Annotated in this window: 8 protein-coding genes and 1 pseudogene; 5 read left to right on the top strand and 4 right to left on the bottom strand. The window is 60.6% G+C overall.

What is annotated here, in order from left to right; genetic code table 11:
* The first annotated feature begins 4 nt into the window (after positions 1-4).
* Both GSQ92_RS31880 and GSQ92_RS25125 read left to right on the top strand, forming a co-directional pair.
* Positions 5-109, top strand: coding sequence for a type II toxin-antitoxin system ParD family antitoxin (locus GSQ92_RS31880; protein ID WP_371418592.1), 105 nt, complete (start codon positions 5-7; stop codon positions 107-109).
* A complete protein-coding gene (locus GSQ92_RS25125) occupies positions 106-399 on the top strand; it encodes a type II toxin-antitoxin system RelE/ParE family toxin (RefSeq protein WP_159014230.1) in 294 nt (97 codons plus the stop codon). The genes GSQ92_RS31880 and GSQ92_RS25125 overlap by 4 nt, the downstream gene beginning before the upstream one ends.
* A gap of 141 nt (positions 400-540) precedes the next feature.
* On the opposite strand, the gene GSQ92_RS25120 is transcribed toward GSQ92_RS25125, so the two are convergent.
* A complete protein-coding gene (locus GSQ92_RS25120) occupies positions 541-1,296 on the bottom strand; it encodes a bifunctional 2-polyprenyl-6-hydroxyphenol methylase/3-demethylubiquinol 3-O-methyltransferase UbiG (protein ID WP_159014229.1) in 756 nt (251 codons plus the stop codon).
* 53 nt (positions 1,297-1,349) lie between these two features.
* Between GSQ92_RS25120 and GSQ92_RS25115 the strand changes: the two genes are divergently transcribed.
* Positions 1,350-1,508, top strand: coding sequence for a hypothetical protein (locus GSQ92_RS25115; protein WP_159014227.1), 159 nt, complete (start codon positions 1,350-1,352; stop codon positions 1,506-1,508).
* Positions 1,509-1,807: 299 nt separating this feature from the next.
* Here GSQ92_RS25115 and GSQ92_RS25110 read toward each other — a convergent pair whose 3' ends face one another.
* On the bottom strand, positions 1,808-2,110 hold the full coding sequence (locus tag GSQ92_RS25110) for a hypothetical protein (protein WP_159014225.1): 303 nt from the start codon (positions 2,108-2,110) through the stop codon (positions 1,808-1,810).
* A gap of 30 nt (positions 2,111-2,140) precedes the next feature.
* Positions 2,141-2,563 (bottom strand): hypothetical protein, encoded by a 423-nt coding sequence (locus GSQ92_RS25105; protein ID WP_158805319.1) that lies wholly within the window; start codon positions 2,561-2,563, stop codon positions 2,141-2,143.
* A 253-nt stretch (positions 2,564-2,816) separates the two neighbouring features.
* On the opposite strand from GSQ92_RS25105, the pseudogene istA reads away from it, so the two are divergent.
* Positions 2,817-4,359 (top strand): annotated as a pseudogene (istA, locus tag GSQ92_RS25100) (IS21 family transposase).
* On the top strand, positions 4,356-4,577 hold the full coding sequence (locus GSQ92_RS25095) for a hypothetical protein (RefSeq protein ID WP_216856935.1): 222 nt from the start codon (positions 4,356-4,358) through the stop codon (positions 4,575-4,577). The pseudogene istA and the gene GSQ92_RS25095 overlap by 4 nt, the downstream one beginning before the upstream one ends.
* 32 nt (positions 4,578-4,609) lie before the next feature.
* On the opposite strand, the gene GSQ92_RS25090 is transcribed toward GSQ92_RS25095, so the two are convergent.
* Positions 4,610-5,007, bottom strand: a 398-nt coding sequence (locus GSQ92_RS25090) for a DDE-type integrase/transposase/recombinase (RefSeq protein WP_159014224.1), incomplete at its 5' end; no start/stop codon positions are given.

The raw sequence follows: 5,007 nt of genomic DNA, 5'->3' as shown, positions 1-5,007 counted from the left end.
AGCACTGCAATCGGCCCTCATCGAGGGCGAGCAGAGCGGCCCGGCAACACCGTTTGATTTCGATGCGTTCATTGCACGTAAGCGGGATGCACGCCCTTCGGTTAAATGACTGCCCGCTTCACACTGACGCCCCGTGCGCAGGGCGATCTCTCTGACATTTGGGACCACACCGCGAACCGCTGGGGCATCGACCAGGCGGAAACCTACACGCGCCAGCTGGGCGTGCACGTCGCCATGGTGGCTGGCAATCCAGCGCTTGGCAGGGCATGCCCCGAAGTTCGTATGGGCTACTATAAATTCCAATCAGGCGCGCACATTCTGTTTTATCGGATCATGAATAACGGCATTGAGGTCGTCCGCGTGCTACACGAACGGATGGACTACGGGCAGCATCTCTAGATGTTTGCGAGAAAGTTTCGGTCAAAGCTTTCGGGCCAGGCTGGCCCGCCGTCTCGCACGGGGAAGCTTTTGCCCCGAAAGTCTTGAATTGTGCAAAGGACCGGGTGTGAAAAGCTCCTGGAAGGGGTTTGTTATAGGAATTCAGGCTACGGCGCTGATGATCGGCTGGTAATATCCGCTTTCGTCCGGGGACACTGTTCTGACGGATTTGAAGCCCGCCTTTTCAGTAAGTGCGGCAACCTCGTCGGGGGTGATGGCGCGATAGGTGCCGGTAACATGGTGGGATTGCCAGCCGAGGGCGTTTTCAAAGGTCAGATACAAGTGGAAGCGATAGCGCCGCTCGTCCGTCCAGTCCCATACCTGGTGTACAAACCGGCGAAACACTCCATCCTGAAAAAAGGCCGGGGGCATCATGGCTGGCCGGTCGAGCATGAGCTTCCCGTAGTCCCTTAGGCTCAACAACAGGGTGCCGTTTGGCTTTAGACGGGTCCGCATTGCCTTTAGAGCGGTCGATATTTCTTCGTCGCTGTCGAGATGTGGCAAAGAATTATCCATGCACATCACCGCCGCATACCGGCCCGGCTCCGAGGTGGTGAGGGTCCGCATATCGTCGGCGCGAAAGCCGACAGAGAGTCCTAAACTAGCTGCCTCGCGCTGCGCCCGCTCGACCTCGCCCGGTGAAATGTCAGTGCCTTCCATCTCGTAACCTAGGGCCGCAAGGCCAAGGGCCTGTGTGCCAATGCCGCAAGCGCAGTCAAGCACCGGGCCAGCCTCTTCAGGCGAAGGCAGCAACCGAGAAATAATACTGGCCTGCCGCTCTATAGAAGAATGCCAGTCCTGAAAAATAAGATGATAAAACGGTGTCAGGTTGTCATAAGCTAATGTTGTATTGGTCATTTTTTTGATCTGGCTATACTGTCTGGGGCCTTACAATACAGGAATATGGCTCGATGACCGAAAATAATAGAAGAATCGTAAAGAAGCGTCCAGAATACAATCTGAGGGCGCCAAGCGATGTGCGCGAGGCGGATTTAGCGCGGTATATCGATGATATCTTTCACGAGCTGGCTGGTGTTGGGGACGAAGTGAGGCGGGCGGCGGAATATTAAGTGTTTTCCACAATGGTGATTATCAGTCATTTGCAAAACTGATTGCCGCTTTCCCGGCTGCGTCTCACACCTTCCGCCTCTGGGCCATCAACATGTGCAGCGCGTTCGGCGTCGGGGGCAGACCGTCATAGAGCGGCGTCCAATCTTCCGAGCGGATTTCTGGCTCCTTTTCCATGCTGTCACGCATTGCCAGGTAATTTCTAGGCCATGAGCAACCACGTCCCCGATGGGGACGCCATCGAGCGCCGCCCGGCGATGCAGCGCCGCGACAAGTTCTTCGTCGAGAGGTGAATCGATCATCATTTGCCGGTGCTGTCGCGGATATGGCGGCGCAGCTCGGCTATTGCGGCGGCACTTGTTGGCCGGTGATTCCGCTGCCGCACTGGCGGACCCGCAAAAGATGCCCTCATTCCAATCATCACGCTCCTGATGTCGGCAAGAGCGGATCGCACAGCGTCCATCCGTTCGATGAACTGCATATCCCTTTCATCATTGCCCTGCTCGGCTCTCATCAAGGCGATGATCTCGGCATTGCGCATCAGCACGGCGTCCACCTTCGCCGTGCCTTCATCTATCTGGTCAAGCGGCTCGGGTCGCGCCATTGCCTTTGTTCCGCTGCTCAAAAAGGGATGTCATCGTCCAGGTCGCTCATCTGCGTAAACCATCACGCCCAGGCGGACGGTCCAAAATTCCTGTTTGGCGTAAAGCGCATAAGCCTCCCGGTTCGTTAGTTCGCCATATTCCTCGGCGAAGCGGGCAAACTCATGGTCCGATGGCGGCGCGTCACACCATGCGGGCCGCTCCTGGCGGGCCTGGTGGATCAGGGCTTCATCCCATACGGGGCTATGCGCGATCAGCTTGAACCCCTCGTAGCAGTGATAGGTTATCATCATGCGTGGCCATCGGTCGGGGTCGATCTCGAACACCGCTTCCTCGGCCTCCGATAGCTGCCACCAGTCGGACCCGGTGAATTTGTCGGGGTTGGCTGCTGCCTCGGCCTCGGATTTAACGATTTCCGCCGCCAGCTGGTCTTTCAGGGTCGCAGGCGCGGACATGCATCCTCCAAAACGATCAGAAACCCCGATTTTTTGCTCGGCTGATGGCCTCTAAGCTTTTTAAGGTGCCTCCGTTGTAGCGCGACACCACTGATGGCCGGTTATCGACATCGCCGGATGGCCGGTTAGGCTGACCGAAGGTCGGGCGGAGCCTGGCCGTAGGTCAGCCTAACCGGCGACGAGGTTTCTGCCCTCGTCTGCGGGCCGCGGCGTGTGCGGGCAACATGGTTCCTCGACGAAGACGAGGACCGAAGTGCCCGGACCACACGTCACCAGCCAGCAAAAGAGGCTCTTTTATGGATTTCCGTCGTCACCATCCTCAGCCTGTCGCTGCCGCCAAGGCGGGGTTCAGCGAACGAACCGGCCGCCGCATCGAGACCGCGCACCACCTGCCGCCCCTGCCTTTCGATAAACCCCGATCGCGACGTCGAACCGTCGATCCTTTCCTTGGGCTATGGGATGGCGAGATCCGCCCGATGCTTGAGGCCACGCCCGGCCTGCGGCCCGTGACCCTGCTCGAGGAGATGCAGCGCCGATATCCTGATCATGATTGGGATCGCTTACGCCGTAGCCTGAAGCGCCGGGTCCGTGCCTGGTCCGCCGAGCATGGGGCCGACCGGGAGGTGATCTTCCGTCAGGACCATATCCCCGGCCAGCAGGCGCTTTCTGACTTCACGGACATGGGCGATGTGGGCGTGAGCGTCGCGGGCCAGGCCCTTGATCACCGGCTCTATCACTTCGTTCTGGCCTATTCCGCCTGGGAGCATGCCGAGTTGGTGCTCGGCGGCGAGAGCTTCACAGCCCTCGCGGTTGGTCTGCAGAACGCTCTCTGGATGCTGGGCGGCGTGCCCGCCGAACATCGTTCGGACAGCCTGTCCGCCGCCTTCCGCAACCTCGATGACGATGCGCGTCTCGATCAGACACGACGCTACGAGGCCTTCTGTGTCCATTACGGCATGACGCCGACCCGCAACAACACCGGCGTGGCGCATGAGAACGGCGCGATCGAGAGCCAGCATGGGCATCTCAAGCGTCGTGTTGCCCAGGCCCTTCTGCTCCGGGGTAGTGCCGACTTCGCTAGTCTCGACGCCTACCGCGCCTGGATCGCCGACTTCATCGGTCGTCGCAATGCCCGGCGCGGCAAGATGGTGCGCCTGGAAGCCACGGCCCTGCACGCGCTGCCGTCTCGACGAACGACCGATTACGACGAGGCCACGGTGTTCGTGACCTCCAGCAGCGGCTTCGTTCTCCGCAAGGTCTTCTACACCGTCCCATCCCGGCTGATCGGCTTTCGGATGCGGGTGCGGATCTATGATGATCGGCTTGATTGCATCGTTGGCGACAGCCCGGTCCTGACGCTGCGCCGTGGTCGCAGCGGCGCCGACGGGCGACATGGCCATGTCATCGACTACCGGCACGTCATCCACAGTCTGCGTCGCAAGCCGATGGCTCTGCTTAATCTTGTCTATCGCGACGCTTTGTTCCCCCGGCCAGCCTATCGCCTGGCATGGGAGAGGTTGTTAGCCGACGGTGATGCGTCTGCCGCCTGTAAGACGATGGTGGCGCTTCTCCTCCTCGCCCATGAGAGCGGCCATGAGGCGGAACTCGCCGTCGCCCTGAGTGACCTGATGGGGCAAAACGCCGGGGCTGAGATTAATGGCGGCTTCGCCATTGATCTCGCGGCGCTGAGGACCCGGTTCGCGACGGTGCGGGGCATAATGCCCGATATCGTCGTCACCCTCCCATCCGTCGCCAGCTACGACACGTTGCTCCCCTCGATGGGGCAAGCAGCATGAACGACAGGATCAGCGACACCATCACCGTCGACACCGCTCGCCTGCCCTTGTTGCTCAATGAAGTGCGGCTGCCGACTATCGGGGCCATGTGGTCGAGCTTCACGGAGCGTGCCGACCGAGAAGGTTGGCCAGCGGCGCGGCTGCTGGCCACACTCACCGAGCTGGAGCTCGCCGAGCGGGCCCAGCGAGGGATTGTCACGTTAACTGGTGGGGGTTGAGCAACATCTGAGCCGGTGGGCAGCGGGAGCGGTCATCCGGCGGTTCGGGCGCACGTCACCTGTGTCCAACTCTTCAAGGCTCTCTCACGCATGGCACGATACCGGCTGGCAGTCATGCGATGGCGCCGCGGGCGGAAGTGCCCAGAGATGAAAGCATGAGCGGATAGGAAGCGCTGGGCCTGGCGCATCGACTTGAATCGCTGCATTTGCCGCTCTCGCTGCCGGGTCGGCCGGTGCGAGTTCTCTGCCCGGTTGTTAAGGTAGCGGCTCTCTCGATGCTCGACGCCCGGCAGCACTTCGCGTTTGGCCACACCGTAGCTCTTCAGCTTGTCCGTGATGAGGACGCGTGGCGAATACTGCAGGCCTTTCAGGAGGCGCTTGAGGAAGCGCTTCGCCGCGGCGCCATCACGGCGGCTCTGCACCAGGATGC

The sequence above is a fragment of the Acidisoma sp. S159 genome (assembly GCF_009766125.1).
Taxonomy (GTDB): Bacteria; Pseudomonadota; Alphaproteobacteria; order Acetobacterales; family Acetobacteraceae; genus Acidisoma.
This window is presented reverse-complemented; position numbering and strand designations above follow the sequence as displayed.

Bases quoted from the DNA above. Each gene is read 5' to 3' on its own strand.
- GSQ92_RS25120 (WP_159014229.1), bottom strand. From the start codon at position 1,296: ATGACCAATACAACATTAGCTTATGACAACCTGACACCGTTTTATCAT.
- GSQ92_RS25105 (WP_158805319.1), bottom strand. From the start codon at position 2,563: ATGTCCGCGCCTGCGACCCTGAAAGACCAGCTGGCGGCGGAAATCGTT.
- GSQ92_RS25110 (WP_159014225.1), bottom strand. From the start codon at position 2,110: ATGGCGCGACCCGAGCCGCTTGACCAGATAGATGAAGGCACGGCGAAG.
- GSQ92_RS25115 (WP_159014227.1), top strand. From the start codon at position 1,350: ATGACCGAAAATAATAGAAGAATCGTAAAGAAGCGTCCAGAATACAAT.
- GSQ92_RS25095 (WP_216856935.1), top strand. From the start codon at position 4,356: ATGAACGACAGGATCAGCGACACCATCACCGTCGACACCGCTCGCCTG.
- GSQ92_RS25125 (WP_159014230.1), top strand. From the start codon at position 106: ATGACTGCCCGCTTCACACTGACGCCCCGTGCGCAGGGCGATCTCTCT.